This is a genomic window from Cupriavidus sp. PET2-C1, assembly GCF_054515855.1.
This window is the reverse complement of the sequence record NZ_CM137260.1, coordinates 257,005-282,892: the sequence shown is the minus strand read 5'-3', so window position 1 is coordinate 282,892 and position 25,888 is coordinate 257,005. Positions and strand designations below refer to the sequence as shown.

The window sequence follows — 25,888 nt, the reverse complement described above, 5'->3', positions numbered from 1 at the left end:
ATGAACCAAGCCATTGAAATCAAGGTGCCCGACATCGGGGACTTCAAGGACGTGCCGGTGATCGAGCTGTTCGTCAAGGTGGGAGACCTCGTCAAGGCGGAGGACCCGCTCGTCTCGCTGGAGTCGGACAAGGCCACCATGGAAGTGCCCGCGCCGCACGGCGGCGTGGTCAAGCAGATCCACGTCAAGCTGGGAGATGCCGTCAGCGAAGGCAGCGTGCTGATGCAGTTCGAAGGCGCTGGGGCCGGCACTGCCGCCGCCGCGCCGGCGCAAGCCGCCAAGCCCAGCGTGAGCGCGCCGCCCTCCCCGGTCAGCGCGCCCGCCGGACTGGCCGAAGTGCGCATTCCCGACATCGGCGACTTCAAGGACATCCCCGTGATCGAGATCTTCGTCAAGGTCGGTGATACCGTGAAGGCGGAGGACCCGCTGCTGTCGCTGGAGTCCGACAAGGCCACCATGGACGTGCCGGCCCCGCTGGGCGGCGTGGTGCGGGAGATCCGCGTCAAGGTGGGAGACACTGTCAGCGAAGGCAGCGTCATCATGGCGCTGGCCACCGGCGATGCGCCGGCGGCGACAGCGACGACGGCGGTGCCGGCGCCAGCCGCCGCGCCCGCCGTGGCAGCCGCGCTTGCTGCCCCTGCCCCTGCCCCTGCCGCACCCGCCGCCACCGCCGCATCCGGTGGCGTTGACGAAACCGCTTTTGCCCTTGCCTATGCCAGCCCGGCAGTACGCAAGCTCGCCCGGGAGACCGGCGTGGACCTGGGCAAGGTGCGCGGCAGCGGCGAGCACGGCCGCATCCTGCGCGCCGACGTAGAGGGCTTCGCCCGCCCGGGCGGCGCCGTGGCGCCCGCCGCCAGGCCCGCCGCCGCGCCAGCGGCTGGCGGCGCCGGCCTGGACCTGCTGCCGTGGCCCAAGGTCGACTTCGCCAAGTTCGGCCCGGTCGAGCGCAAGGAACTGAGCCGCATCAAGAAGATCTCGGGCGCCAACCTGCACCGCAACTGGGTGGTGATCCCGCACGTCACCACGCACGACGAAGCCGATATCACCGACCTCGAGCCGTTCCGCGTGCAGATGAACAAGGAGCTGGAGAAGAGCGGCGTCAAGATCAGCATGCTGCCCTTCATGATGAAGGCGGCCGTGGCCACGCTCAAGGCATTCCCCGAGTTCAACGCGAGCCTGGACGGCGACACCCTGGTGCTCAAGCAGTACTACCACATCGGCTTTGCGGCCGACACGCCCAACGGCCTGATGGTGCCGGTGATCCGCGACGTCGACAAGAAGAGCATCCCCGATATCGCGCGGGAGATGGGCGAGCTGGCCAAGCTGGCGCGCGAGGGCAAGCTCAAGCCCGACCAGATGTCGGGCGGCACATTCACCATCAGCTCGCTCGGCGGCATTGGCGGCATCAACTTCACCCCCATCATCAACGCCCCCGAGGTCGCAATCATGGGCGTGTGCAAGAGCTTCTGGAAGCAGCACTCCAGCGACGGCAAGAACTGGGCTTCGCGCCTGACGCTGCCGCTGTCGCTGTCATGGGACCACCGTGTCATCGACGGCGCCGCGGCTGCCCGCTTCAATGTCCATTTTGCCAACCTGCTCGCCGATCTGCGGCGTGTGCTGTTCTGAGGGGCGCGCTGCAATGACCCAACGTGTCGAAGTCAAAGTGCCGGATATCGGCGATTTCAAGGATGTCACGGTGATCGAGGTCATGGTCAAGCCCGGCGAGACCATCGCCGTGGATACCAGCCTGATCGCGGTCGAGTCCGACAAGGCCTCGATGGAGATCCCATCCACCCACGCCGGCGTGGTCAAGGAGATCGCCGTCAAGGTCAACGACAAGGTGAGCGAGGGATCGGTGATCCTGGTGCTGGAGGCTGCCGAGGCCGCCGCAACCGTTGCCGCGCCCGGCGCGCCGGCGCCGGGGGCCTCATCGGCGCCGCCCAAGCCAGGGCCGGCCGCCGTGCCCGTCGCCAACGCTGCCAGCTACACCGGCAAGGCGGACATGGAATGCGAAATGCTGGTGCTGGGCGCCGGCCCGGGGGGCTATTCCGCCGCGTTCCGCAGCGCCGACCTGGGCATGAAGACCGTCCTGGTGGAGCGCTACGACACGCTTGGCGGTGTCTGCCTCAACGTGGGCTGCATCCCCTCCAAGGCGCTGCTGCACACCGCATCGGTCATGGATGAAGTGGCGACCCTGCCGGACCACGGCATCCGCTACGGCGCGCCCGAGATCGACCTGGACAAGCTGCGCGGCTTCAAGGACAGCGTCATCAAGAAGCTGACCGGCGGCCTGGCCGGCATGGCCAAGGCGCGCAAGGTCGAGGTGGTGACCGGCGTCGGCAGCTTCCTCGATCCGTATCACATGGAAGTGGTGGCGGCCGATGGCGGCAAGCGCGTGATCAAGTTCGCCAAGGCCATCATCGCGGCGGGCAGCCAGGCGGTGAAGCTGCCCTTCATGCCCGACGACGAGCGCGTGGTCGACTCCACCGGCGCGCTGCTGCTCAAGTCCATCCCCAAGCGCATGCTGGTGGTGGGCGGCGGCATCATCGGGCTGGAGATGGCCACGGTCTACTCCACGCTGGGCACGCGCATCGACGTGGTGGAGATGCTGGATGGCCTGATGCAGGGCGCGGACCGCGACCTGGTCAAGGTCTGGGAAAAGAAGAACGCGCACCGCTTCAACCACGTCATGCTGAAGACCAAGACGGTGGGGGCCAAGGCCACCGCGGCCGGCATCGAAGTGAGCTTCGAGGGCAAGGAGGCACCGGCGCCGCAGGTCTATGACCTGGTGCTGGTGGCGGTGGGCCGCAGCCCGAATGGCCGTGCCATCGGCGCGGATAAGGCCGGCGTGGCCGTCACCGAGCGCGGCTTCATCGAGGTCGACAAGCAGATGCGGACCAACGTCGCGCATATCCATGCTATCGGCGACATTGTTGGCCAGCCGATGCTGGCGCACAAAGCGGTACATGAAGCGCATGTGGCCGCCGAGGCCGCGCACGGCGAGCCCGCCTTCTTCGACGCGCGGCAGATCCCGTCGGTTGCCTACACCGATCCCGAGGTGGCCTGGGCCGGCAAGACCGAAGACCAGTGCAAGGCCGAGGGCATCAAGTTCGGCAAGGCGGTGTTCCCGTGGGCTGCTTCGGGCCGCGCCATCGCCAACGGCCGCGACGAAGGCTTCACCAAGCTGCTCGTCGACGAAGCCACCCATCGCGTGATCGGCGGCGGCATCGTCGGCACGCATGCCGGCGACCTGATCAGCGAGATCTGCCTGGCCGTGGAGATGGGCTGCGAGCCCGCGGATATCGGCAAGACCATCCATCCGCACCCGACGCTGGGCGAATCGATCGGGATGGCGGCCGAGGTGTTTGAGGGGCATTGCACCGATTTGCCGCCTGTGAAGAAGAAATAAGAAGAAATAAGAAGACGCAATAAGCGAGCGGCGCACGGCGCGGCATTGTCGCCGTGCGCCACGCCCAAGAGATCACAAGACCGTCTATCGCCGATCTGGCGCCCCGACCGAGCCACAGAGACAACCATGACCGAAAACCTTCGCGAAGCCGCACTCGACTACCACCGTTACCCCACGCCCGGCAAGATCTCCGTGACGCCGACCAAGGCAATGGCCACGCAGCGCGACCTCGCCCTCGCCTACTCGCCGGGCGTGGCCGACGCCTGCATGGAGATCGTGCGCGATCCGGCCGAGGCCATGAACCTCACGTCGCGCGCCAACCTGGTCGCCGTGATTACCAATGGCACCGCGGTGCTGGGCCTGGGCGATATCGGGCCGCTGGCGGGCAAGCCGGTGATGGAGGGCAAGGGCTGCCTGTTCAAGAAGTTCGCGGGCATCGATGTGTTCGACATCGAACTGGCGGAGGACGACCCGGATGCGCTGATCGACACCATCGCCCGCATGGAACCGACCTTTGGCGGCATCAACCTGGAAGACATCAAGGCGCCCGAGTGCTTCTACATCGAGAAGAAGCTGCGCGAGCGCATGAAGATCCCGGTCTTTCACGACGACCAGCACGGCACCGCCATCGTGGCCGCCGCGGCCATCCTGAATGCGCTCAAGCACGTTGGCAAGGATATCGCCGAGGTCAAGCTGGTGGCATCCGGCGCCGGCGCCGCGGCACTGGCCTGCCTGGACCTGATCGTCAACCTGGGCCTGCCGATCGGCAACGTGTTCGTCTCCGACAGCAACGGCGTGGTCTATCGGGGCCGCAAGGAGGCGATGGACCCCAACAAGGCGCGCTATGCGCAGGACACGTCCGCGCGCACACTGGCCGACATCATCGGCGGCGCGGACATCTTCCTGGGGCTGTCGGCCGGCGGCGTGCTCAAGCCGGACATGGTCAAGGTCATGGCGCGCGACCCGATCATCCTGGCCATGGCCAACCCTACGCCGGAGATTGCGCCGGAGGCCGCGCTGGCGGTGCGCCCCGATGCCATCCTGGGCACCGGCCGCTCGGACTATCCGAACCAGGTCAACAACGTGCTGTGTTTTCCGTTCATCTTCCGCGGTGCGCTAGACGTTGGCGCCACCACCATCAACGAGGAGATGAAGCTGGCCGCCGTGCGCGCCATCGCCGAGCTGGCGCATGCGGAAATCCCCGAAGTGGTGGCCCAGGCGTACGGCGCGGCGGGCCTGCGCTTCGGCGCCGAATACCTGATTCCCAAGCCGTTCGACCCGCGCCTGATCGAAGCGGTGGCGCCCGCCGTGGCCAAGGCCGCGATGGACAGCGGCGTGGCAACGCGCCCGATCGCCGACATGGAGGCGTATCGCCAGCGCCTTGGCCAGTTCGTCTACCAGTCGCGCAGCGCCATGGGGCCGGTGTTTGCCGCCGCCAAACGCGCGCCCAAGCGGGTGATCTACGCGGAGGGCGAGGACGAGCGCGTGCTGCGCGCCGCCCAGGTGGTGATCGATGAGGGCATCGCACGCCCGTTGCTTGTCGGCCGCCCCGATGCCATCGTCCAGCGCATTGCGCAATTCGGCCTGCGCCTGCAGCCCGGCGTGGATTGCGAGTGTGTGGATCCACTGGACCCCGCCGTCTACCGCGACGCGGCCGAGGCGTACTACCAGCTGAGTTGCCGCGACGGCGTCTCGCGGGCGCTGGCACAGGCGGAGGTGCGCAGCCGCGGTACGCTGCTGGGCGCCATGCTGGTGCGCCAGGGCCGGGCCGATGCCATGCTGTGCGGCACCGTGGGCCGCTTCCAGGACCACCTTGGCTACGTGCGAGACACCATCGGCCTCAAGCCCGGCAGCGAGACGCTCGCCGTCATGCAGATGCTGATGCTGCCGGGGCGCCAGCTGTTTATCTGCGACACCCATGTCAACCTCGACCCGACGGCGCAGCAGATCGCCGACATTACGCTGCTGGCGGCCGAGGCGGTCCGGCGTTTCGGCATCACGCCTAGCGTGGCCCTGCTTTCCCACTCCAACTTCGGCGGCTCCACCGCGCCGGCGGCGGTGAAGATGCGCGAAGCGCTGGCGCTGGTGAAAGCGCGCGAGCCGTCGCTGGCCGTCGAAGGCGAGATGCGCGGCGATGCGGCGCTGTCCAAGCCCATCCTGGAACACGAGTTCCCCGAATCCTGCCTGCCCACCGAAGCCAACCTGCTGGTCATGCCCAACGTGGATGCCGCCAACATCTCGTACAACCTGATGCGCATCGCCGCGGGCGGCGGCATCACGGTGGGCGGCATCCTGCTCGGCGCAGCGCGCCCGGTGCACATCCTGACGTCTTCATCGACGGTACGCCGCATCGTCAACATGAGCGCCGTGGCAACGGTCGACGCCAGCGCGCAGCGCGCGACGGCCTGGGCAATCGACTGACCTGCCCCCCCGACGACGCCGGCGCCCACGCAACCCCAAGGAGGAGACACCCATGGACAATGACAATCACCCCAAGCCGTTGTACCGATCCCTGTACTTCCAGGTCATCACCGCGATCGTCATCGGTGTGATCCTCGGCCACTTCTATCCGCAGGCTGGCGAGGCGATGAAGCCATTGGGCGATGGCTTCATCAAGCTGATCAAGATGATCATCGCGCCGATCATCTTCTGCACGGTGGTGGTCGGCATCGCCGGCATGGAGGACATGAAGAAGGTCGGCAAGACCGGCGGGCTGGCGCTGCTGTACTTCGAGGTGGTGAGCGCCATTGCGCTGGTGGTGGGCCTCGTGATCATCAACATCGTCAAGCCCGGGGTGGGCATGAACGTCGACGTGAGCACGCTCGACACCAAGAGCATCGCCGCCTATACCGAGCCCGGCAAGATGCAGGGCACGGTGGATTTCCTGCTGCATGTGATCCCCAATACCGTGGTGGACGCGTTCGCCAAGGGGGAGATCCTGCAGGTGCTGCTGTTTGCCGTGATGTTTGGTTTCGCGCTGCATAAGTTCGGCGGGCGCGGCACGCTGGTGTTTGACTTCATCGAGAAGTTCTCGCATGTGCTGTTCACCATCGTGGGCTACATCATGAAGGTGGCTCCCATCGGCGCGTTCGGGGCCATGGCGTTCACCATCGGGAAATACGGCGTGGGCTCGCTGCTGCAGCTTGGCCAGCTGATGGCGACGTTCTATGCGACCTGCCTGTTCTTCATCTTTGTCGTGCTTGGCGGCATCGCGCGCGCGCATGGGTTCTCGATCTGGAAGTTCATCAAGTACATCAAGGAGGAACTGCTGATCGTGCTGGGCACGTCGTCGTCCGAATCGGTGCTGCCGCGGATGATGGCCAAGCTGGAGAACCTGGGCGCGCGCAAGTCCGTCGTGGGGCTGGTGATCCCCACCGGCTACTCGTTCAACCTGGATGGCACGTCCATCTACCTGACCATGGCGGCCGTGTTTATCGCCCAGGCCACCAACACCGACATGAGCCTGACGCAGCAGCTCACGCTGCTGGCGGTGCTGCTGCTCACCTCCAAGGGCGCGGCCGGGGTCACCGGCAGCGGCTTCATCGTGCTGGCGGCCACGCTGTCGGCGGTGGGCCATGTGCCGGTGGCGGGCCTGGCCCTGATCCTGGGCATCGACCGCTTCATGTCGGAGGCGCGCGCGCTGACCAACCTGATCGGCAACGGCGTGGCCACGGTGGTGGTGGCGAAATGGACCGGCGACCTGGACGTGGCGCGCATGCACCGCCGGCTGGACAACGAATCGGACGCCGAGGCCGACGAACCGGAGGCCGTGCTCGATCCGATGGTGGCGCGCATGCCGGCCTCCGGCACCACGCTGACCCGGTGACCGGCAGGCCGCGATGAAACCTTCCACCTACCGTCCCGACGCCAGCGTCAAGGCACCGCACCGCATCGTCATCGTCGGCGGCGGCGCCGGCGGCCTTGAGCTGGCCACCCGGCTGGGCAACACCCTTGGCCGGCGCCGGCAAGCCGAAGTCACCCTGATCGAGAAGACCCGCACCCACGTGTGGAAGCCCAAGCTGCACGAGATCGCCGCCGGCAGCATGGACATGAGCGCCCATGAGGTGGGCTATCTGGCGCAATCGCACTGGCACCACTTCCGCTACCGCGTCGGCGAGATGGTGGGCCTGGACCGGGAGCGCCGTGAGGTGCTGGTGGCGCCTTATGTCGACGACGAAGGCACGCAGATCACGCCGCCGCGCACCTTTGGCTACGACACCCTGGTCATCGCGGTGGGCAGCCAGAGCAATGACTTCGGCACCCCTGGCGTCTACGAGCACGCCATGCGGCTGGAGTCCGCCGCGGACGCGCTGCGCTTTCACTCGCGCATGGTCAATGCCTGCATCCGCGCGCATGCGCAGACCGCGCCCCTGCTGGCCCAGCAGCTGCACGTTGCCATCATCGGCGCCGGCGCGACCGGGGTGGAACTGGCGGCCGAGCTGCACCGCACCACCCGCGAGGTAGTGGCCTTCGGCCTGGACCGGGTCGACGCCGACAAGGACATCCGCGTCACGCTGATCGAAGCCGCGCCGCGCGTGCTGCCGGCGCTGCCGCCGCGCCTCTCAAGCGCCACCGAGGGCCTGCTGCGCAAGCTGGGCGTGGAAGTGCTCACCGACGCCAAGGTGGCCGAGGTGCTGCCCGGCGGCGTGCTGCTGGGCGATGGCCGCCTGCTGCCGGCGGAGCTGGTGGTATGGGCGGCGGGCGTGAAAGCGCCCGATTTTCTCAAGGACCTGGCGGGCCTTGAGACCAACCGGATCAACCAGCTGGTCGTGCACCCCACGCTGCAGACCAGCCGCGACGAGAACATCTTCGCGATCGGCGATTGCGCGGCGTGCGCGTGGCCCGAGGCCAACCAGGGCAAGGGCGGGTTCGTGCCGCCGCGCGCCCAGGCCGCGCACCAGCAGGCCTCCCACATGGTCAGGCAGGTCCGCGCCCGCATGGCGGGCAAGCCGCTGGCCGATTACCGCTACCGCGATTTCGGCTCGCTGGTGTCGCTGGGCGAGTTCAGTACCGTGGGCAACATGATGGGCGGCCTGATCGGCGGCAGCCTGATGGTGGAGGGACTGTTCGCCCGGATGATGTACCTGTCGCTCTACAAGATGCACGAACTGGCCTTGCACGGCTTTGCCAAGGTGGCGCTGGACACGCTGGCACGCTCCATCGTCCGGCGCACCGAGCCGCATGTGAAGCTGCACTGAACCCGGTGCCGCTGTCCCGCACACGCACGCGCACACGCACAAGCAACCGCACTCTTCCGGACCCCATGACCACGCCCACGCCCGACCCCTCCCGCTGGATTGCCGAGCTCTTCAGCACGCAACAGACCATGCTGCGCGCGTTCGGCGCCGCTCCCGGCCAGGCACCGCAGGACGCCGACGCCACGCCCGCACCGGTTTCCATGCTGGCGGCAGCACGCGCGCTTGCCGCCTGGCCGGAACAGGCCCTCAGGCAAATGAGCGCGCTCTGGCCGGCGGGCGAGCCTGCCGGCACTGCGGACCGGCGCTTTGCCGCACAGGCCTGGCGCGATGACCCGCGCTTCGCGCTGGCGGTGCGCCACTACCAGAGCTACGCCACGCTGCTGCAAGGCGCGATCGAGCAAGCGCCGGCCGATGCGCAGACCAAGGGTCAGTGGCAGTTTGCGCTGCGCCAGGTGCTGGATGCGCTCAGCCCGGCCAACTGCCTGGCCACCAACCCCGAGGCGCTGCAGCTGGCGGTGGACTCCGGCGGTGCCAGCCTGGTGGAAGGCATGCGCCTGTTCCTGCAGGACCTGGCCAAGGGACGCGTCTCCATGACCGATGAGCAGCGCTTCGAGGTTGGCCGCAACGTGGCCACCACGCCAGGCGACGTGGTCTATGAGAACGAGCTGATACAGCTCATCCAGTACGCGCCGGGCGCGGGCAAGGTCCATCAGCGCCCGTTGTTGATCGTGCCGCCCTGCATCAACAAGTTCTACATCCTCGACCTGCAGCCCGAGAACTCTTTCGTCGCCCATGCGGTGGCGCAAGGACATACGGTCTTCCTGGTGTCCTGGCGCAACGTGGCGCAAGCGCAGGGGCACCTGACCTGGGACAACTATCTCGAACAGGGCGTGCTGCGCGCCATCGACGTGGCGCAGGACATCACCGGCGCCGATCGCGTCAACACGCTGGGCTTCTGCGTGGGCGGCACGCTGCTGGCCTGCGCGCTGGCCGTGGCTGCCGCGCGCGGCGAGGACAAGGTTGCCAGCGTCACGCTGCTCACCACGATGCTGGATTTCCACGACACGGGCGAGATCGGGCTGCTGGTCAATGAAGCCATGGTCGCCATGCGCGAGGCCACGATCGGCCGCGGCGGGCTGCTGCGCGGCCGCGAGCTGGCCCATGTGTTCGCGGCGCTGCGCGCCAACGACCTGATCTGGCCCTATGCCGTCAACAGCTACCTGAAGGGGAGCGCGCCGCCCGCGTTCGACCTGCTGTCCTGGAACTGCGACGACACCAACCTGCCCGGGCCGATGTACTGCTGGTACCTGCGCAACGCCTACCTGGAGAACCGCATGCGGGTACCCGGCGGCACGGTGCAGTGCGGCGAGCCGGTGGACTTTGCCCGGGTCCAGGTGCCTGCCTTTCTCTATGCCTCCCATGACGACCATATCGTGCCATGGGGCAGCGCCTATGCCACCACGCGCCTGCTGGGCGGGCCCACGACCTTTGTGCTGGGCGCCAGCGGCCACATCGCCGGCGTGATCAACCCGCCGGCCAAAGGCAAACGCCACCACTGGACCGGGCCGCTCCAGGGCGATCCGCAACGCTGGCTCGACGGCGCCAAGCGCACCGAAGGCAGCTGGTGGCCGGCCTGGACCCGCTGGCTGGCGCAACACGCCGGCGCGCGCACCGCTGCGCGCCGGTCGCCCGGCAACGCCGCTTACCCCGTGATCGAGCCCGCACCCGGGCGCTACGTCAAGGCGAAGGCCAGCTAGCTACCAACCAGCCAGCCGCCCCGTCAATCCGCTTATCCACCCTACCCCCAAGATTCACCCAGGAGAGTCACATGGAAGATGTTGTTATCGTCGCCGCGGCCAGAACCGCCGTGGGCAAGTTCGGCGGATCGCTCGCCAAGGTGCCGGCCCCCGAGCTGGGCGCCACGGTCATCAAGGCCTTGCTCGAACGCAGCGGCCTGAAACCCGAGATGGTCGACGAAGTGCTGCTGGGCCAGGTGCTGACCGCTGGCAGCGGGCAGAACCCCGCGCGCCAGGCCGCCATCAAGGCCGGCTTGCCCAACACCGTGCCCGCCATGACCATCGGCAAGGTCTGCGGCTCCGGCCTGAAGGCCGTGCACCTGGCGGCCCAGGCCATCAAGTGCGGCGACGCGGATATCGTCATCGCCGGCGGCCAGGAGAACATGAGCGCGTCGCCGCACGTGCTGGCAGGCTCGCGCGACGGCCAGCGCATGGGCGACTGGAAGCTGACCGACACCATGATCGTCGACGGCCTGTGGGACGCCTTCAACCAGTACCACATGGGCACCACCGCCGAGAACGTGGCCAAGGCCTACAACATCTCGCGCGAACAGCAGGACGCGTTCGCGGCCGCGTCGCAACAGAAGGCCGAGCTGGCACAGAAGACCGGCCGTTTCAAGGACGAGATCGTGCCGGTCTCGATCGTCTCGAAGAAGGGCACGGTGGTGTTCGATACCGACGAGTTCATCAAGCACGGCACCACGGCCGATGCCCTGGCGGGCCTGCGGCCGGCGTTCGACAAGGCCGGCTCCGTCACCGCGGGCAATGCCTCCGGCCTGAACGACGGCGCAGCGGCAGTGCTGATGATGTCGGCCAGCAAGGCGCGCGAGCTGGGGCTGACGCCGCTGGCCCGCATCGCCTCCTACGCCAGCGCCGGGCTTGACCCCACGATCATGGGCATGGGCCCGGTCCCGGCCTCGCAGCGTTGCCTGCAAAAGGCGGGCTGGAGCATCAACGACCTGGACCTGATGGAAATCAACGAGGCCTTCGCCGCCCAGGCGTGCGCGGTCAACCAGGAAATGGACTGGGACGCCAGCAAGATCAACGTCAATGGCGGCGCCATTGCCATCGGCCATCCCATCGGCGCGTCCGGCTGCCGCATCCTGGTCACCCTGCTCCATGAAATGGCACGGCGCGACGCCAGGCGCGGCCTGGCGTCGCTGTGCATCGGCGGCGGCATGGGCGTGGCGCTGGCCGTCGAGCGCTAAGACAACATGCATTCCACAAGGAGAAATCAACGATGAGCAAGCAACGCGTAGTACTGGTCACGGGCGGCATGGGCGGCCTGGGCGAAACCATTTCCACCAAGATGGCCGATGCCGGCTACCGGGTGGCGGTCACCTATTCGCCCGGCAACACCACCCATGGTGAATGGGTTCAGCAGATGAAGGCACGCGGCTACGACATCCTCGCCGTGCCCTGCGATGTGGCGGACATCGATTCGTGCGCGAAGGCGGTGGCGGCCGTGACGGAGGTCGCCGGCCCGGTCGATGTGCTGGTCAACAACGCCGGCATCACGCGCGACATGACGTTCAAGAAGATGGACAAGGTGAACTGGGACATGGTGCTGCGCACCAACCTGGACAGCCTGTTCAACATGACCAAGCAAGTCGCGGACGGCATGGTCGAGCGCGGCTGGGGCCGCGTGGTCAATGTGTCGTCGGTCAACGGCTCCAAGGGCGCGTTCGGCCAGACCAACTACTCGGCCGCCAAGGCCGGCGTGCACGGCTTTACCAAGGCACTGGCCCTGGAGGTTGCCAGGAAAGGCGTGACGGTAAACACCATCTCGCCCGGCTACATCGGCACCAAGATGGTCACGGCCATTCCCGAGGAGATCCTGAATACCAAGATTCTCCCGCAGATCCCGGTAGGCCGCCTGGGCAAGCCGGAGGAAGTGGCGGGCCTGATCATCTACCTGGCCTCCGAGGAAGCCGCCTTCCTGACCGGCGCCAACATCGCCATCAACGGCGGCCAGCACATGCAGTGACGCGGGCGCAGCGATGACGGCCATCTGGCAAGACAACAACAAGGCAAGGCAGCAACCGGAGACCATATGAAATCCATGGGCATCGATCACGACGCGCTGATCAAGCAGTTCGCGCAAGCGTCGGAAAAGCAAGGCGAATCCCTGCAACAGGCTGTCCAGCAGGCGACCCTCAAGGCGTTGCAAGGCCGGGAGCTGACCCTGAAGAGCATCAAGGACACGCTGAAGATGGTCACCCAGGCGGCCTCCGCCGGGGTGGCCAGCAGCGGGCTCGCCGGGCCAGGGCTGGAGCCGATGTTGTCCCAGGTCGCGCAGGGCATGGACGCCGCGCTGGTGCAGGCGGTGGAGGCCAATCGCCGGGCGTTGCAGCAGATCGTCGACCAGGGCGCCCAATTGCGCGAGACCCACCTCAAGAAGGCCGTGGCCGACATCGAGAAGATGGAGGACGCGCTGTTCAGCTCGGTCGCCAAATCCGTCGGCGAATTGCCGCAGTCGGTGCAGGGGCCGTGGTCGTCGGTGCTGGACGGCATGAAGCTGAAGGGCACGGCAACCGGCGCCAGCGCCACGGCGGTGGTCGAGCAACTGACCACCCAGGCGCGCGAGCTCGCGCGCGAGGGACGGGCCTTTGCGCAAAGCAGCACCGAGGCCTGGCTCGCGCACTACGCCACGCTGGTCAGCGGCGTGCTGATCGGTATGTCGAATGGCCTGAACGGGGAAGGCAAGCGCTGACCTCGCGGTAGCCCCACCGCCATGCAGCAACCGGGACGCCGCAAGCGCGGCGTCCCATCCACAACCCACGGAGGAGCCCGGACAGATGGATCCCATCCTGCTGGCGCGCATGCAGTTTGCTGCCAACATCACATTCCATATCCTGTTCCCGACCATCAGCATTGGCCTGGGATGGTTGCTGCTGTTCTTCCGCTGGCGCTATCTGAAGGCGGATTCGCCACCGCTGCGCCATGCCTGGCTGAGCGCCTACCGGTTCTGGACCAAGGTGTTCGCGCTGACGTTCGCGCTTGGCGTGGTCAGCGGCATCACCATGAGCTTCCAGTTCGGCACCAACTGGCCGGGCTTCATGGAAACGGTTGGCAATATTGCCGGGCCCCTGCTCGCCTATGAAGTGCTGACCGCCTTCTTTCTCGAAGCCGGCTTTCTTGGCGTGATGCTGTTCGGCCACGGCAAGGTGGGCGAGCGGATACACCTGATGTCGACCTTCTTCGTCGCCTTCGGCACCACGCTCAGCGCCTTCTGGATCCTGGCGCTGAACTCCTGGATGCAGACGCCACAGGGCTACGAGATCATCCATGGCGAGTTCCATGTGCAGAGCTGGCTCGCCGTCATCTTCAACCCCTCCTTCCCCTACCGCTTCTGCCACATGCTGCTGGCCTCGGCGCTGACCTGCGCCTTCCTGCTCGCGGGGCTGAGCGCTTGGCAGTTGCTCAAGGGCACCGGACAGCTATCCGCGCCCAAGGTGCTGCGAGTCGGGCTGACCCTCGCTGCCGTCGCGATCCCGCTGCAGATCGTGATTGGCGACATGCACGGGCTCAACACGCTTGCGCATCAGCCCCAGAAGATCGCGGCCATGGAGGGCGTGTGGGAAACCGAGCGCGGCGCACCCTTGCTGCTCTTCGCCATTCCCGATGCCGGCGCGCGCACCAACCGCGCGGCGATCGGCATCCCGCATCTCGCCAGCCTGATCCTGACGCACCGCGCCGACGGCGAGATCCGCGGGCTGAACACGTTCGGCGACGCGCATCCGCCTGTGCTGCCGCTGTTCTTCGCGTTTCGCGTGATGGTGGGCATGGGTGTGCTGATGCTGGCGGCCAGCTGGCTGGGCTGGTGGTGGTACCGCCGCGCCGGCTGGCAGCCGCAGCGGCTGCCGCGCGCGCTGCTGTGGGGATTCGCAGGCATGACCTTCTCCGGCTGGATTGCCACGGTGGCCGGCTGGTACGTCACCGAGATCGGACGCCAGCCCTTTATCGTCTACGGCCTGGTACGCACCGCCGACGTTGCCTCCAACGTGCCGGCGCCCCATATCGCCCTGACGCTGGCGCTGTTTGCGACGGTGTACCTCGCGCTGATCGTCGCCTATGTCAGCGTGCTCAAGTACCTGGCGGAGAAACCGGAAACGCCGCTCGGGGCCGATCACGCCGGACAACCCACGCCTGCGTCCGGCACGATCGCCGCGCGCCCCTTGCCTGCCGGGAGCCAACCATGACCTGGATGCGCTTCGACGACGCCCTGCCCGTGATCTTCATGGCGCTGATGGGCGTGGCCATGCTGGTCTACGTGATCAGCGATGGCTATGACCTGGGCGTCGGCATGCTGATGCACCGGGCGGCCCCGGCCGAGAAAGACGTCATGGTGGCATCGATCGGCCCGTTCTGGGATGCCAACGAAACCTGGCTGGTGCTCGGCATCGGCATCCTCCTCGTGGCTTTCCCTAAGGCGCACGGATTGATATTGACCGAGCTCTACCTGCCTGTCACGCTGATGCTGGTGGGGCTGATCCTGCGTGGCGTGGCGTTCGACTTCCGGGTGAAGGTGAAGAGCGCGCACAAGCCGATGTGGGACCGCCTCTTCTTCGCCGGCTCGACGATCGCGTCGGTGTCGCAAGGATGGATGCTGGGACGTTACATCAGTGGCTTCGGTACCGGTTGGAACTACCCCTTGTTTGCTGCGGCCATCGCCGTGGCATTGCCGATGGCCTATGTGCTGCTCGGCGCGTGCTGGCTCGTCATGAAGACCGAGGGCGAACTCCAGCAGCGCGCGGTGCACTGGGCCAGGATCGCGTGGGCGCCGATGGTATGCGGGCTGGCATTGATCTCGATCGCCACGCCGTGGATCAGCCCGGTGGTGCGCGAGCGCTGGTTCGTGCTGCCGCAGATCGTCGCCCTTGTCTCCATCCCGCTGGTGACCGGCGTCGCGCTCGTGGCCGTGCGCATGCTGCTGAACACCCGCGTGGTGCGCGGGCCGGTGAGCTGGCTGCCCTTCGCGCTGCTGATCGGGGTCTTTGTACTCAGCTTCCTCGGGCTGGCCTACAGCATCTTTCCGTTTGTCGTGATCCACCGCCTGACGATCTGGCAGGCCGCCAGCAGCCCGGAAGCCTTGAAGGTGATCCTGGTGGGCGTGTGCATCTCGGTGCCGGCCATTGCCGGCTACACGGTGTTCACGTACCGGGTATTCCGTGGCAAGACCGGCGAACTCCGCTATGCCTAGCTGGCCCCGGAACATGCTGCGGCGCGACACAACGCAAGGCCCCGCCGACGGCCGCGCGGGTTTCGCGCAGCCGTGCGCCGGGAGTACACTGCATTCACCTGACCTGTGCCTGGACGAGCACAGGTCTCGCTTCCATCACTGGTATCCGGACGACAAGTCCTGCATCGTTGAGGACCGCGGAGAAAGGGCTCGCGACATGAATCTCGGCCGTATGCGCATGGGGATCTGGTGCGGTATGGCATTGGTAGCGATCGCGCTGGCCACGTGGCTGGCCTATGCCATGGCGTTGCGCGCCGGGCTCGATCAGCTGCGGGTTGCCGCCCAGCATCACCTCGATGTCGTGTCCGCGCGGCTTGACGGCGAGCTGTCCCGCTTCGACTACCTGCCATCGCTGCTCGAATCCACCACGGATGTCTTCGCGTTGCTCAGCCGGCCCGACGACGTGGCGCTCAAGCAGCAGGTCAGCCGTTACCTGCACGGCATCACCGCAACCGCCGGCGCGGACAACCTGTACGTCACGCAGCGCTCCGGCCTGACCCTGGCGGCGGCCGACTGGGACCAGCCGGGCACCCCGGTGGGCGCCGATCTCTCGTTCCGGCCGTATATGCGCGATGCGCTGGAGCACGGCCGGGGCCGCTTCTACGGCGTAGGGTTTACCTCCGGCCGGCCCGGCTATTACCTCGCCTACGCGCTGCAGCAAGGCGGCGCGCAGCGCGGCGTGGCCACGGTCAAGGTCAACCTCGACGCGGTGGAACGTAACTGGGTCCAGATCCCGGGCAAGGTGCTGGTGGTCGACGCCCGCGATGTGGTCATCCTGGCGTCGCTTGCGCCGTGGCGGCTGCGCCCGCTGGCGCCGCTGACGCAAGCGATGCTGGCCGAGGCCGGCCTGGCGCGCACCTACGGCAAGTCCGACCTGATGCCGCTGGACTGGCAGGTGCGCGCCAGGCTGGACGCGCACACCACGCGCGTGCGCCTGGATGGCGTGGACTACCTGGCCTCGGAGCGCATGGTCAACCATGGCCTCTGGCGCATCATGCTGCTGGATGACGAACTGCCGGCGCGCAACCTGGCCCGCAACGCCGCCATCGGCGCCCTGCTGGCCTGCATGGTGATCCTGCTGCTGGCGCTGGTGATTGCGCTGCGCCTGCGCGCCGCGCAACAACAAGCCGCCGCGCAACGCGCGCTGCGCGCCGCGCACGATGGCCTGGAGGCCAAGGTGCTGGAGCGCACGGCAGAGCTGCGCGCGCTGCAAAGCGACCTGGTCCACGCCGGCAAGCTGGCCGCGCTCGGGCAGATGTCCGCCGGCGTGGTGCATGAACTCAACCAGCCGCTGGCGGCCATGCGCACGCTGTCGGACAACGCCGAGGTGCTGCTGGAAAAAGGCAGGCTCAAGGATGTGGCGGGCAACCTCCAGCGCATCGCCAAGCTGATCGATCGCCTTGGCCGGCTGACGCAGCAGCTCAAGGTCTTTGCCTTCAAGTCCCAGGATGCGGTGCAGCCGGTCCTGGTACGCCAGGCGGTGCAGGACGCGCTGCTCCTTGTCAGCACCCGGATGCGGGAGCGCGATATCACGGTCAGCGTAGCGATCGACCCCGACGACATCCGCGTCCTGGCCGATGAGATCCGCGTCGAGCAGGTGCTGGTCAACCTGCTGGGCAATGCCGCCGATGCCTTGTCGGGCGCGCCGGTGCGGGAGCTGGAGATCCACGCGGCCCGGCAAGAGCACATCTGCATCGTCACCATCCGCGACACAGGCCCCGGCATCCATCCCGACGTGCTGCCGCGCCTGTTCGACCCATTCATTACCACCAAGCCGGCAGGCAAGGGCCTGGGCCTTGGCCTGATGATCTCGGCGCACATCGTGCGCGAATTCGGTGGGCGCCTGTATGCCCGCAACCTTGCGCCTGCCGGTGCCGAGTTCGTGGTCGAGCTGCCGCTGGCGCCGTCGCATGAGAGACAAAGCCATGACTGACACCCATCCCATCCGCGTGGTTTTTGTCGAGGACGAGGAGGATGTGCTGGTTGGCAGCTCGCAGGCCCTCGAGCTGGCGGGCTTCGCCGTGGACGGCTTTGCATCGGTGGAGCAGGCGCGCAGCAGCATCGGCATCGGCGAGCCGGTGGTGGTGGTCTGCGATGTGAAGCTGCCGGGCATGAATGGCGTGGCCTGGCTCAACGAGATCCGGCACATCGACCCCGACCTGCCCGTGATCCTGATGACCGGCCACGGCGACATCTCCATGGCAGTGCAAGCCATGCGCGAGGGCGCGTACGACTTTATCGAGAAACCGTGCTCCTCCGAGCGGCTGGTCTCCGTGGTCAGGCGCGCCGCCGACCGCCGCAAGCTCAGCCTGGAAGTGCTGGGCCTGCGCGAGCAGCTGGAAAGCTGGCACGGGATCCAGGCCTGCCTGATCGGACGCTCCGCGCAGATGGAGCGGGTGCGCCGCGCCGTGCGCGCGCTGGCCGATGCGCCGGCGGACGTGGTGATCTATGGCGAGACCGGCACGGGCAAGGACCTGGTGGCGCGCTGCCTGCATGACCATAGCGCTCGCCGCACCGGCAACTTCGTGCCGCTGAACTGCGGCGGCCTGCCCGAAGCCCTGGCCGAGAGCGAGCTGTTCGGGCATGAGGTGGGTTCCTTCACGGGCGCCACGCGGCGGCGCTGCGGCAAGTTTGAGCATGCGCAGGGCGGCACCCTGTTCCTCGACGAGATCGAAAGCATGCCGATGTCGGTGCAGGTCAAGTTCCTGCGCGCGCTGCAGGAACGCTCCATCGAACGGGTGGGGTCGAACGAGCCCATCGCGGTGGATTGCCGGGTCATTGCTGCCAGCAAGGAAGACCTGAAACTCCTCAGCGAGCAAAAGAAGTTCCGTGCCGACCTGTACTACCGCATTGGCGTGGCCTTTATCGACCTGCCGCCACTGCGCGAGCGGCGCGAAGATATCCCGCTGCTGTTCGAGCATCTCATCCTGCAGGCCGCTACCCGCTTCAACCGGCCGGCGCCGGTGCTCGGGAACGCGCAGTTCGAGCTGCTGCTGTCCCATTCATGGCCTGGCAACGTGCGCGAGCTGCGCAATGTGGCCGACCGTTTCGTGCTCGGGCTGCTGTCCGACGATTTCGAGCTGCACGGCAGCCATGCGGAGCACGGCAACAGCCTGCCCGACCAGCTCGAACAGTTTGAGCGGGTTGTTGTCATGGAGGAACTCAAGCGTAACAACTGCGATGTGGCGGCGACCGCCCGCGCACTTTCCATCCCCAAGCAAACGCTGTACTCCAAGCTGCGCCGTCTGCAAATCGCCTATGACAAGGTGCAGGCCGAGGAGTAACCCAGGCGTAATCCAGCTGAGCCACCTGAGCCACCTGATCCACCATCGCCCCCGGTAGCGCGAGGGACGCCCCCCCCCTATTTTCAAGACTGACAGGTATTCCCCATGCTTTACCAATTCCACGAACTCAAGAGCGCCCTGCTGTTGCCGCTCACCGCGCTGGCGCAAGCCACGTCGCGCACCTTTACCAATCCGCTCAGCCCGCTGTCCATGATGCCGGGCGCCAACCGGATGGCCGCCGGCTACGAACTGCTCTACCGCCTCGGCAAGGATTACAAGAAGCCGCCCTTCGACATCAAATCGGTGCAATGCCACGGGCGGGACGTTCCCATCGTGGAGCAGACCATTATGGAGAAGCCCTTTTGCAAGCTGCTGCGCTTCAAGCGCTATGCCGACGATCCGCAGGTCATCCAGTGGCTGAAGGACGAGCCGGTGGTGCTGGTGTGCGCCCCGCTGTCCGGCCACCACGCCACCCTGCTGCGCGATACGGTGCGAACCCTGCTGCAGCATCACAAGGTCTACGTGACCGACTGGATCGATGCCCGCATGGTGCCTGCGCAGGACGGCCCGTTCCACCTGACCGACTACGTGCACTACATTCAGGACTTCATCCGCCACATTGGCGCGGAAAACCTGCATGTCGTCTCCGTATGCCAGCCGGCCGTGCCTGTGCTTGCCGCCATCTCGCTGCTGGCTTCCGCCGGCGAGGCCACGCCGCGGACCATGACCATGATGGGCGGCCCGATCGATGCGCGCCGCAGCCCCACTGCCGTGAACGCGCTGGCCACCGACAAGTCCTTCGCGTGGTTCGAGAACAACGTGATTCATGCCGTGCCGGCCAACTACCCGGGACACGGCCGCAAGGTCTACCCGGGCTTCCTGCAGCACGCCGGCTTTGTGGCGACCAATCCGGATCGCCACCTCTCCTCGCACTACGACTACTACCAGAACCTGGTCGACGGCGACCTGGACGACGCCGAGGCCCACGTGCGTTTCTATGACGAGTACAACGCCGTGCTCGACATGGCCGCCGAGTACTACCTGGATACGATCCGCGACGTGTTCCAGGAATTCCGGCTGGCCAGCGGCACCTGGGAGATCGGCGGCAAGCCGGTACGGCCGCAGGACATCACGGGCGCGGCGCTGCTGACCATCGAGGGCGAACTGGACGACATCACGGGAGCGGGCCAGACCGCGGCGGCGCACGATCTTTGCGCGGGCATTCCCAGCGCGCGCAAGCAGCATGTGACGGCGCAGGGCTGCGGGCACTACGGCATTTTCTCCGGCCGGCGCTGGCGCGAAGAGATCTATCCGCAGCTGCGCGCGTTCATCGCCAGCTATCGCTGAGCCTTGCGGGCGCCTGCGGCCAGGCCGGAGGCGCCCCTTAGCGCCTTAGTCCGTCTGTCCATTGATCCGTTCGTCCGACTGGTCGGGGATGGCCCGTATCAGCTCATCGAGCTGCGCGCTCATGGGCAAGCCGAGCCGCTCGCCGGTGGGCAGCTTGTTCATGAACCATTGCTTGTACATGCGATCCAGTTCCCCGGACACGGCCATCTCGCGCACCGCCTTGTCCACCACGGCGGCGAACTGCGGATCGCCCTTGCGGAACATGATCCCGTAGGGATCGTAGGAGAGGAAATCACCGACGATCTGGAACCTGCCGCCGGCGGCGCTGCTGCGCAGAAAGCCGTACAGCAGCACATCGTCCCCCGCATAGGCGTCCGCGCCACCGTGCTGCAAGACCTGGAACGCATCGGCATGTTCCCGCGCCTTGATGACGTTCAGCTGCAGGCCGAAGCGGGCCGAGAGCCGCTCAAGCGCCTCCACGTTCGTGGTGCCGCCGGTCGCGACCACGGTCTTCCCCTTCAGGTCCTTGAACGACTTGATCGGCGATCCCTTCGGCACCATCAGCTTGGTCCCGGCCACGAAGATCACCGGTGAGAACGACACGCGCTTCAGGCGCTCGGCGTTCCTGGTGGTCGAGCCGCATTCCAGGTCGACCTTGCCGGATGTGACCGCATCGAATCGATTTTCCGAGGTGACCGGCGTCCATTGAATGCTGACGTCGCGCCCCACCTCCGCCGCCGCCGCGTCCACGATCGCGCGGCAGATATCGATGGAATAGCCGACCGGCTTGCCAAGCCGGTTCAGGTACGAGAATGGCAAGGACGACTCGCGGTAGCCGATGGTCAGGGTGCCGCTTTCCTTCGCCTTCTTCAGCGTGCCGGCCAGCTCCCCCGCCTGTTGTGCCGACGCCGCGCCGGCGGCCAATGCCGCGCACAGCGCAACGGCCGCCCACATCACGATTTGCCGGCACTTGCGGCCGCTGCGCCCGGCGCTCACGCGTGCTCCGTTTGAAGTCATTTGATTTGCACTCCTGCAATGATCGTTCGCACAATGCCAGGCACGCCATGCGCGAGGCCGCCAGCGAGGCGCCCGGCGCGCACGCCGGTCAGGCCTGGACCGCGTCCGGCTTGGCGAGCGGGCCGTGCGCATCCGACGCGGTGCTGTCGCCCTCGCCTTCCACATCCGACTCGCCCGCCAGCTGGCCCTCCCACTTCGCCACCACGGCGGCGGCAATCGAGTTGCCTACCGCATTGGTCGCCGAGCGGCCCATGTCCAGGAACTGGTCGACCCCCATGATCAGCAGCAAGCCGGCTTCCGGAATGCCAAACTGGTTCAGCGTGGCGGCAATCACCACCAGCGATGCGCGCGGCACCCCGGCCATGCCCTTGGACGTCAGCATGAGCAGCAGCAGCATGGTGATCTGGGTACCGAGCGGCAAGTGAATGTTGTAGGCCTGCGCGATGAACAGCACGGCGAACGTGCAGTACATCATGGTGCCGTCGAGGTTGAAGGAGTAGCCCATCGGCAGCACAAAGCTGGAGATCTTGCGGTTGACGCCGAACCGGTCCAGCGCGGTGAGCATCTTCGGATAGGCGGCCTCCGAGCTGGCGGTGGAAAAGGACAGCAGGAAGGGCTCGCGAATCAGGCGGATCAGCGTGAACACCCGCTTGCCCAGGAAGAAGAACCCGGCCGCCACCAGCAAGCCCCACAGCACCAGCAGGCCCAGATAGAAGCTGCCCATGAACTTCGCGAAGGTGATGAGGATGCCCAGCCCTTGCGTGGTCACGGTGGAAGCAATGGCCGCGAACACCGCCAGCGGCGCCATCCACATCACGGCACCGGTGATCTTGAGCATGGTCTGCGCAAGATCGTCGATGACGCCCGCCAGCCGCTTGCCCGTCTCCCCCAGCGTCGACAGCGCGGTACCGAAGAAAATCGAGAACACCACGATCTGCAGGATCTCATTGGTGGCCATGGCCTCCGCCACGGACCTCGGCACCAGGTGCGTAATGAAATCCTTCAGCGTGAAGGCGTTGGTCTTCAGGTTGGTGGCGGCCCCCACGTCTGGCAACGGCAGGCCGATATTGTGGCCGGGCTGCAGCAGGGTGGCCAGTATCAGGCCCAGCGTGAGCGAGAGAAACGAAGCCACGATAAACCAGCCGAGCGCCTTCACGCCGACGCGGCCAACGGTACTCGCATCGCCCATGTGCGCGATGCCGACCACCAGCGTGGAGAACACCAGCGGTGCGATGATCATCTTGATCAGGCGCAGGAAGACATCGGTGAAGATCGATATGTAGCCGGCGATCTCCTTGGCGGTACCGGGATCCGGGAAGGCCTTGTTACAGCTATACCCGACGATGACGCCGAGGATCATCGCGATGACGATGTAGGTGGTGATTGGGCGCTTTTTTTTCATGACTGCTCCTTGGCTTCTTGTGAGCCTGCGTTTCCGAAGCCGCCACCCCCGGATCTGTTCAGGCGAATTGGCCCCCCGCGGTCCGGTTCGGACCGCGTCCTGCTTGCGTTTTCTCGTATTGGATGGTTAGCCTGCGGCCAATGACAGCCCGGATTCGACATGCATGCCTTCCCCCATGACTATGAGACTAGGAAACTCACTGAAAACTGCCAACATCGTCGAGCATCCACCGGCGCGCGGGCGCCACCGCGTGCGGCAGCGCCGTGCTCTCCACGTCGAACTGCGTCGAAGTCGAACGCCGTCACCAACAGGTTGGCGTCGATGACCTGCACAAGCACCCCGCTGGCCGGCTCGTAGTGGTAGCGGGTTGCCTTGCCGTCGAACCCGGTCTCATGCAGCAGGCGGCCTACCGGGTCGTACTGGAACTCGGTCCGGGCGCCGTTCTCGTTGGTGAGCGCAGCCAGCCGCCCCAGCTTGTCCCACTGATATGAAAATGTTGAATGCAGAATCCGAAAAAACCGATGCCATCCATCGCGGCATCGGCATGCAGATCGAGCAGCGTGAGGACGCCGCCGATGCGCAAGTCCCCGCCGGTTACGGCTCAGCACGCGGCGACGCAGGCGCGGATAGCGGACGAACCCCGCAGGCCCGGGTACAGCGCCGGCACCGGCTCAATGCCTGGTCCAGCTGCTGCTTTAGCGGTATCAGCAAGGCATGGAGGCGGCTATCGCCCGCGTGCAGGTTCAGCAGCGTGATGACGGATTCCAGATGCGCGCTGATGCGCAGGAGTTCGTGGCAGCCTTGGTGGGTCGCCTCGTGGCTCGAATCAGCTGCGTTGTCCGCCAGCAAGGGCTCGGCGATCAGCCTGGCTTCCAAGGCGGCTTCCCGTGCTTCGGCTGCGGTGCGCGGGCGACGTTGGCGGGCGGTCATGGGTACCTCCTGTCTTGTGATCGGATTGCGATCCTGGAAATCAGCGTTTCGATGGGCGGTGTTGACGAGCACCGTCCCGGCGCGAGGCAGAGGTGAGTTCTTGCACGGATAGGCGTGTGCATCCCCACCGCCTGCGGCTTTGCGGGCCGCGGTGCAGGTGTGAGGAACGGATGCGGCTCAGTACAGCGCTTGCACGCGGTTCACTGCCTGGTCCAGTTGCTGCTTTAGCGGCGCCAGCAGGGCATGCAGGCCGTTGTTGGCGGCTTGCTCGTCGGCTTGTAGCGCCAGCAGGAGCAGGAGGGATTCCAGGCCGGCGCTGACGCGCAGGAGGTCATGGCAGGATTGGTGGATGGTTTCGCGTAAGGCTGTGCGGTCAGCCTCGGTTACGTACTCTGACATCAACGACTCCATCAGTGGCGGCGTGTCGGCGGCATGTGAGGCGATGCGCACGAGCACGTCGGCCGATTGTTGGACGGGCGCCTCGCCCGTGAGGACCTGCGTGTCTGATAGACTTTCGCGGCTTGCATCCGGTGCAGAATGCGGCGCGACGATGTAGCCCTATTCGGGCTGGGCATCTGCGCGACTGCGGGTAGCTAGACGACCTGAGAAGGGCCATCTATTGATGTAGAGATGCTGGCATGCCGAACATCGCGTTTTGCGGTTGGGGCTGCGCTGCCGGCACAGCACAAGGTGTCGACCGTCGCAGCGTCCCGGGTGTCTATGGAAATCAATGTTAGCCAGTTTTGGCCATAAAAACAAGCCAAATATAGCTATACGCATCCACCTCTCTCCATGCATGAGGGAGCGGTCGCTGTACACCTTTGATTTATTTGATTATTTCTAGTGAGCTGAGCCGGCGCTCGACAAGTTCGACCGCCCTCCCCTCATCTTGGAACTTGAGGAAAATGCAAGGACATGTCGCTCGTTGATCGGCTTCGGCAGTGCGCAGAGATAGCTGGAAGTGGCGATGAACTTGCCCGCAGGGCAGCTATCCCGAGGAGGACGCTGGAATACTATCTCGCTGGCGAGTCGGACCCCAAAGCCAAGCGGCTGACAGCGATCGTCGAGGCGACCGGCGTGAACGGGCACTGGCTGCTGACGGGTAGCGGCCCGATGCTGGCAAACGATGCACGGCTGCCATCGAATCGTGCGACGGCGGGGATGGATGCCAGCCGACTTGGTTCGGCGTTAGTCGAGGTGGAGCGGAGTCTTGCGGCCACGCAGCAACATGTGTCGGATGAACGGCGCGCCAAGATCGTGCTCTTGGTGTACGAGCACCTTGAGAGCGGAAAGACGCCCGAGGAGAGCGCCGCGTTTGCGCTGCAACTCATCGAGCTGACTAGTGGGCCGTAACGTTTGCTCTGGCCTATTTCTCGAGTTCCGCGCGTTCGCTACCGGTCAGTTTCATTACGCCTTCCATGGGCATAATGACACTTCCTATTTAGACGTTACGATCCACTAGCTGCCCGTCGAGGCATAGTGGCGCAGCCCGGCACGCCACACGCCGAAAGCCGCCAAGAGAAAAACGAAGCCCGCCAACGGCGACACCAGCCCTGTCCAGGCAGGCGCGCCGAGTGGATCAGGCTTGCCCAATATGGTCAGCGCAGGGTAGTAGGCGACACAGGCCAGTGGCACGGCAAAGGTCAGCACGTACCGGAACCATTGCGCATACAAAGCCAGCGGATATTGCGTCGCCTGTACGCCGCCGTATGTCAGGACGTTGGCGATTTCGAGGCTCTCGATGGTCCAGAAAGACAGCGTGCCCTGCAGTACCAGGATGCCCAGAAACAGCGCCACGCCGCCTGCGACCGCGAACAGGGCAATGGCGATGGATCCCGGTGTCCACGCGATGCCCACCTGCACCGTTGCGAAAGCCAATACCATCAGCCCTTGCAACAAGCGCCCCAGACGGCTGATGCGGACGTCGTGCCCCATCAATTGCAGGGCCAAGGGACGAGGCCGCAATAGCAACCGGTCGAATTCGCCGGTGCGCAGCAACGCCGTGCCCAGCACGTCGAAGCCGCGCCCCAGGGCATCGGCGATGGCGAACATGCAGTTCACCAGCCCATAGAACAGCGCCACCTCGCCAATTCTCCAGCCCTGCACGTCGCCGAAGCGGTGGAACAATGCCCAGACCGCGACCACCTCGACGCCGGTGACGAGGAACTGCCCCACCGTAAGCAGCAGCGCCGAGCCCGGATAGCGCGCCTGGCCGCTCAGCGAAGCCATCACCAGACGGGCGAACAATGCCAGCGAGCCCATG

20 protein-coding genes are annotated in these 25,888 nt (G+C 66.2%); 15 read left to right on the top strand and 5 right to left on the bottom strand.

The features are described 5' to 3' along the window. The 14 genes from aceF to ACX12D_RS21185 all read left to right on the top strand — a co-directional run bounded on the left by aceF (window position 1) and on the right by ACX12D_RS21185 (window position 20,276). Window positions 1-1,626: a dihydrolipoyllysine-residue acetyltransferase gene (gene aceF, locus ACX12D_RS21250; RefSeq protein WP_459375492.1), complete on the top strand. Its 1,626-nt coding sequence runs from the start codon at window positions 1-3 to the stop codon at window positions 1,624-1,626. Between the two features lie 13 nt (window positions 1,627-1,639). Continuing rightward, window positions 1,640-3,409, top strand: coding sequence for a dihydrolipoyl dehydrogenase (lpdA, locus tag ACX12D_RS21245; protein WP_459375491.1), 1,770 nt, complete (start codon window positions 1,640-1,642; stop codon window positions 3,407-3,409). A gap of 126 nt (window positions 3,410-3,535) precedes the next feature. Further along, the gene (locus ACX12D_RS21240) at window positions 3,536-5,830 is read left to right on the top strand and encodes an NADP-dependent malic enzyme (protein ID WP_459375490.1); all 2,295 of its coding nucleotides are present in this window, start codon (window positions 3,536-3,538) and stop codon (window positions 5,828-5,830) included. A gap of 52 nt (window positions 5,831-5,882) precedes the next feature. Then, entirely contained in the window at window positions 5,883-7,235 is a 1,353-nt protein-coding gene (locus ACX12D_RS21235; RefSeq protein ID WP_459375489.1) for a dicarboxylate/amino acid:cation symporter, read from the top strand. Between the two features lie 13 nt (window positions 7,236-7,248). After that, on the top strand, window positions 7,249-8,607 hold the full coding sequence (locus ACX12D_RS21230) for an NAD(P)/FAD-dependent oxidoreductase (protein WP_459375488.1): 1,359 nt from the start codon (window positions 7,249-7,251) through the stop codon (window positions 8,605-8,607). A gap of 65 nt (window positions 8,608-8,672) precedes the next feature. Then, on the top strand, window positions 8,673-10,364 hold the full coding sequence (gene phaC, locus ACX12D_RS21225) for a class I poly(R)-hydroxyalkanoic acid synthase (protein ID WP_459375487.1): 1,692 nt from the start codon (window positions 8,673-8,675) through the stop codon (window positions 10,362-10,364). A gap of 71 nt (window positions 10,365-10,435) precedes the next feature. Then, on the top strand, window positions 10,436-11,611 hold the full coding sequence (locus ACX12D_RS21220; RefSeq protein ID WP_459375486.1) for an acetyl-CoA C-acetyltransferase: 1,176 nt from the start codon (window positions 10,436-10,438) through the stop codon (window positions 11,609-11,611). Window positions 11,612-11,643: 32 nt separating this feature from the next. Further along, window positions 11,644-12,390 (top strand): acetoacetyl-CoA reductase, encoded by a 747-nt coding sequence (gene phbB / locus ACX12D_RS21215; protein ID WP_174425371.1) that lies wholly within the window; start codon window positions 11,644-11,646, stop codon window positions 12,388-12,390. Window positions 12,391-12,456: 66 nt separating this feature from the next. Continuing rightward, entirely contained in the window at window positions 12,457-13,116 is a 660-nt protein-coding gene (locus tag ACX12D_RS21210; protein WP_459375485.1) for a DUF6781 family protein, read from the top strand. A gap of 85 nt (window positions 13,117-13,201) precedes the next feature. After that, on the top strand, window positions 13,202-14,605 hold the full coding sequence (locus ACX12D_RS21205) for a cytochrome ubiquinol oxidase subunit I (protein WP_459375484.1): 1,404 nt from the start codon (window positions 13,202-13,204) through the stop codon (window positions 14,603-14,605). 5 nt (window positions 14,606-14,610) lie between these two features. Beyond that, window positions 14,611-15,606 carry a cytochrome d ubiquinol oxidase subunit II gene (locus ACX12D_RS21200; RefSeq protein ID WP_459376476.1) on the top strand — a complete coding sequence of 332 codons (996 nt, stop codon included), beginning with the start codon at window positions 14,611-14,613 and terminating at the stop codon, window positions 15,604-15,606. A gap of 196 nt (window positions 15,607-15,802) precedes the next feature. Beyond that, window positions 15,803-17,578 carry a sensor histidine kinase gene (locus ACX12D_RS21195; RefSeq protein WP_459375483.1) on the top strand — a complete coding sequence of 592 codons (1,776 nt, stop codon included), beginning with the start codon at window positions 15,803-15,805 and terminating at the stop codon, window positions 17,576-17,578. After that, window positions 17,571-18,929: a sigma-54-dependent transcriptional regulator gene (locus ACX12D_RS21190; protein ID WP_459375482.1), complete on the top strand. Its 1,359-nt coding sequence runs from the start codon at window positions 17,571-17,573 to the stop codon at window positions 18,927-18,929. The genes ACX12D_RS21195 and ACX12D_RS21190 overlap by 8 nt, the downstream gene beginning before the upstream one ends. A 105-nt stretch (window positions 18,930-19,034) precedes the next feature. Further along, on the top strand, window positions 19,035-20,276 hold the full coding sequence (locus ACX12D_RS21185) for a polyhydroxyalkanoate depolymerase (RefSeq protein WP_459375481.1): 1,242 nt from the start codon (window positions 19,035-19,037) through the stop codon (window positions 20,274-20,276). Window positions 20,277-20,321: 45 nt separating this feature from the next. Here the strand turns inward: ACX12D_RS21185 and ACX12D_RS21180 are convergent, their stop codons facing one another. From ACX12D_RS21180 to ACX12D_RS21165, 4 genes are all read right to left on the bottom strand, one after another. Beyond that, complete coding sequence (locus tag ACX12D_RS21180; RefSeq protein ID WP_459376475.1) at window positions 20,322-21,230, bottom strand: amino acid ABC transporter substrate-binding protein; 909 nt, start codon at window positions 21,228-21,230, stop codon at window positions 20,322-20,324. Window positions 21,231-21,381: 151 nt separating this feature from the next. Beyond that, a complete protein-coding gene (locus ACX12D_RS21175; protein ID WP_459375480.1) occupies window positions 21,382-22,695 on the bottom strand; it encodes a dicarboxylate/amino acid:cation symporter in 1,314 nt (437 codons plus the stop codon). A 594-nt stretch (window positions 22,696-23,289) separates the two neighbouring features. Further along, window positions 23,290-23,625 (bottom strand): DUF1484 family protein, encoded by a 336-nt coding sequence (locus tag ACX12D_RS21170; RefSeq protein WP_441631189.1) that lies wholly within the window; start codon window positions 23,623-23,625, stop codon window positions 23,290-23,292. Window positions 23,626-23,802: 177 nt separating this feature from the next. Beyond that, the gene (locus ACX12D_RS21165) at window positions 23,803-24,024 is read right to left on the bottom strand and encodes a DUF1484 family protein (protein ID WP_441631187.1); all 222 of its coding nucleotides are present in this window, start codon (window positions 24,022-24,024) and stop codon (window positions 23,803-23,805) included. Between the two features lie 516 nt (window positions 24,025-24,540). Between ACX12D_RS21165 and ACX12D_RS21160 the strand changes: the two genes are divergently transcribed. After that, window positions 24,541-24,978 carry a hypothetical protein gene (locus tag ACX12D_RS21160; RefSeq protein WP_441631185.1) on the top strand — a complete coding sequence of 146 codons (438 nt, stop codon included), beginning with the start codon at window positions 24,541-24,543 and terminating at the stop codon, window positions 24,976-24,978. Window positions 24,979-25,083: 105 nt separating this feature from the next. Here ACX12D_RS21160 and ACX12D_RS21155 read toward each other — a convergent pair whose 3' ends face one another. Further along, window positions 25,084-25,887 carry an ABC transporter permease gene (locus tag ACX12D_RS21155; RefSeq protein ID WP_459375479.1) on the bottom strand — a complete coding sequence of 268 codons (804 nt, stop codon included), beginning with the start codon at window positions 25,885-25,887 and terminating at the stop codon, window positions 25,084-25,086. Window position 25,888 lies beyond the last annotated feature (1 nt).

What these genes read in the sequence shown, in the direction of transcription:
- aceF (WP_459375492.1), top strand. Translation starts at nt 1, where the DNA reads ATGAACCAAGCCATTGAAATCAAGGTGCCCGACATCGGGGACTTCAAG.
- lpdA (WP_459375491.1), top strand. Translation starts at nt 1,640, where the DNA reads ATGACCCAACGTGTCGAAGTCAAAGTGCCGGATATCGGCGATTTCAAG.
- ACX12D_RS21240 (WP_459375490.1), top strand. Translation starts at nt 3,536, where the DNA reads ATGACCGAAAACCTTCGCGAAGCCGCACTCGACTACCACCGTTACCCC.
- ACX12D_RS21235 (WP_459375489.1), top strand. Translation starts at nt 5,883, where the DNA reads ATGGACAATGACAATCACCCCAAGCCGTTGTACCGATCCCTGTACTTC.
- ACX12D_RS21230 (WP_459375488.1), top strand. Translation starts at nt 7,249, where the DNA reads ATGAAACCTTCCACCTACCGTCCCGACGCCAGCGTCAAGGCACCGCAC.
- phaC (WP_459375487.1), top strand. Translation starts at nt 8,673, where the DNA reads ATGACCACGCCCACGCCCGACCCCTCCCGCTGGATTGCCGAGCTCTTC.
- ACX12D_RS21220 (WP_459375486.1), top strand. Translation starts at nt 10,436, where the DNA reads ATGGAAGATGTTGTTATCGTCGCCGCGGCCAGAACCGCCGTGGGCAAG.
- phbB (WP_174425371.1), top strand. Translation starts at nt 11,644, where the DNA reads ATGAGCAAGCAACGCGTAGTACTGGTCACGGGCGGCATGGGCGGCCTG.
- ACX12D_RS21210 (WP_459375485.1), top strand. Translation starts at nt 12,457, where the DNA reads ATGAAATCCATGGGCATCGATCACGACGCGCTGATCAAGCAGTTCGCG.
- ACX12D_RS21205 (WP_459375484.1), top strand. Translation starts at nt 13,202, where the DNA reads ATGGATCCCATCCTGCTGGCGCGCATGCAGTTTGCTGCCAACATCACA.
- ACX12D_RS21200 (WP_459376476.1), top strand. Translation starts at nt 14,611, where the DNA reads ATGCGCTTCGACGACGCCCTGCCCGTGATCTTCATGGCGCTGATGGGC.
- ACX12D_RS21195 (WP_459375483.1), top strand. Translation starts at nt 15,803, where the DNA reads ATGAATCTCGGCCGTATGCGCATGGGGATCTGGTGCGGTATGGCATTG.
- ACX12D_RS21190 (WP_459375482.1), top strand. Translation starts at nt 17,571, where the DNA reads ATGACTGACACCCATCCCATCCGCGTGGTTTTTGTCGAGGACGAGGAG.
- ACX12D_RS21185 (WP_459375481.1), top strand. Translation starts at nt 19,035, where the DNA reads ATGCTTTACCAATTCCACGAACTCAAGAGCGCCCTGCTGTTGCCGCTC.
- ACX12D_RS21180 (WP_459376475.1), bottom strand. Translation starts at nt 21,230, where the DNA reads ATGTGGGCGGCCGTTGCGCTGTGCGCGGCATTGGCCGCCGGCGCGGCG.
- ACX12D_RS21175 (WP_459375480.1), bottom strand. Translation starts at nt 22,695, where the DNA reads ATGAAAAAAAAGCGCCCAATCACCACCTACATCGTCATCGCGATGATC.
- ACX12D_RS21170 (WP_441631189.1), bottom strand. Translation starts at nt 23,625, where the DNA reads ATGACCGCCCGCCAACGTCGCCCGCGCACCGCAGCCGAAGCACGGGAA.
- ACX12D_RS21165 (WP_441631187.1), bottom strand. Translation starts at nt 24,024, where the DNA reads ATGTCAGAGTACGTAACCGAGGCTGACCGCACAGCCTTACGCGAAACC.
- ACX12D_RS21160 (WP_441631185.1), top strand. Translation starts at nt 24,541, where the DNA reads ATGTCGCTCGTTGATCGGCTTCGGCAGTGCGCAGAGATAGCTGGAAGT.
- ACX12D_RS21155 (WP_459375479.1), bottom strand. Translation starts at nt 25,887, where the DNA reads ATGGGCTCGCTGGCATTGTTCGCCCGTCTGGTGATGGCTTCGCTGAGC.